We start from the raw sequence: 1,700 nt of genomic DNA, 5'->3' as shown, positions 1-1,700 counted from the left end.
CCAGCGCGATGCGCGCGCGCAGCAGTTCGCTGCGCACCTGGTAGTTCTCGAAATCGCGGTCGGTGGCGTAGACGCCGATCGGCAGCGTGTGCGACTGGAAGAAGCTGAACAGCGGCCGCAGTTGGTGATCGATCACCAGCGCATGGCGCTCGCTGCCGCCGGTCGCGGCCAGCAGCACCGGCTTGTCGATCAGCGCATCGTGGTGCACGAAGTCGAGGAAGTGCTTGAACAGGCCGCTGTAGGCGCCGCGGAACACGGGGCTGGCGGCGATCACCAGGTCGGCCGACTCGAGGGCCACGAGGGCTTCCTCGACCGCGGCCGGCAGTTGCGGGCGGTAGAGCACCGCGCCGAACTGCGGCACCAGGTTGCCGATCTCGATCACGCGGCTCTCGACCGGGATCGCCTGGGCGATGCCTTCGATCAGCTCCTCGACCAGCACCAGGGTGCGCGAGGGGCGTTGCAGGCCGCCGGACAGGGCGACGATCTTGAGGGGGGTTTGGGGCATGGGATGGATGGCGCGGCCGGCGGGCTGCGCGTGTGCAGACTAGGGCTGCGGCCATTCTGCGCGCCGTGTGCGGCGCGTGAACCTCGACTTTCGCATGTGCTTCTGCGAACTTCGTCTATGCGCCGCACGGGGTGCGCCGCGCGCATGGCTGGCATGCGCGGCGGCCATGGGAGAAGCCGCATATGGGCCGCATATGGATGTGCGCAATCGTTCGTTCCGCGCGGCCGATGCGCGTCCCAGAATCGCGCCGGCCTTCCCCCTCCCCCTCTTCTCTCTTCCCCCGCATGACGCTCCCCACCTCCGCCATCGATCATCCCTGGGGCGCACCGCCCAGCGCGCGCTACGACGAACTCGCGCGGCCGTTCCGCGCCGTGTTCGCGCGCATCCGCGAGGGCGCGGTGGCGCGCGACCTCGCGCACCAGCTGCCGCACGAGGAGATCGGCTGGCTGCGCGAGGCCGGCTTCGCGCGGCTGCGCCTGCCGGTCGAACGCGGCGGCGCCGATGCCAGTCTGGTCGAGCTGTTCGCGCTGCTGACCGAGCTCGGCGCGGCCGACACCAACGTGGTCAATGCCCTGCGCGCGCACTTCGGCTTCACCGAGGACGTGCTGCTCGCGCCCGAGTCGCCGTGGCGCACGCACTGGCTCGAGCGGCTCGCCGCGGGCGAGCTCGTGGGCTCGGGCTTCTCGGAGACCGGCGACGCCAAGGTCGGCGCCTTCTCGACCCGGCTGCGCGCCACGCCGCGCGGGCTGCGGCTCGACGGGCGCAAGTTCTACACCACCGGTTCGCTGTTCGCCGACTGGATCAATGCCGTGGCCGACGACGACGAAGGCCAGCCCACGATGATCTCGGTGCCGCGCCAGGCCGCGGGCGTGCAGGTGCTCGACGACTGGGACGGCTTCGGTCAGGCGCTCACCGCGAGCGGCACCGCCACCTTCGAGGACGTGGCGATCGATCCGCTGTGGGTCAATCCGAGCAAGCTGCGCTTTCCCTACGCCTCGCCCTACTTCCAGACCGTGCACCTGGCCTCGCTGGCCGGCATCGCGCGCGCCTCGAGCGACGACCTCGCGCAGCGCGTGCGCGAGCGCGACCGCAGCTACAGCCACGGCAATGCCGCGCGCGTGTCCGACGATCCGCAGATCCTGCAGGTGGTGGGCCGCGGCCGCAGCGCGGCCTATGGCGCGAGCGCGATCGTGCT

General features: G+C 71.2%; 2 protein-coding genes. One reads left to right on the top strand and one right to left on the bottom strand.

What is annotated here, in order from left to right:
• On the bottom strand, positions 1-505 hold a 505-nt coding region (gene msuE, locus AC27VN_RS40740; protein WP_490880402.1), incomplete at its 3' end, for an FMN reductase.
• Positions 506-789: 284 nt separating this feature from the next.
• Between msuE and AC27VN_RS40735 the strand changes: the two genes are divergently transcribed.
• Positions 790-1,700 (top strand): acyl-CoA dehydrogenase family protein (locus AC27VN_RS40735; protein WP_490880401.1); only part of this gene is annotated, 911 nt, incomplete at its 3' end.

This window comes from Variovorax sp. 20P10.2.4, assembly GCF_058244205.1.
Note: the sequence above shows the minus strand (reverse complement) of the source record. Positions and strands in the feature narration are given on the sequence as shown.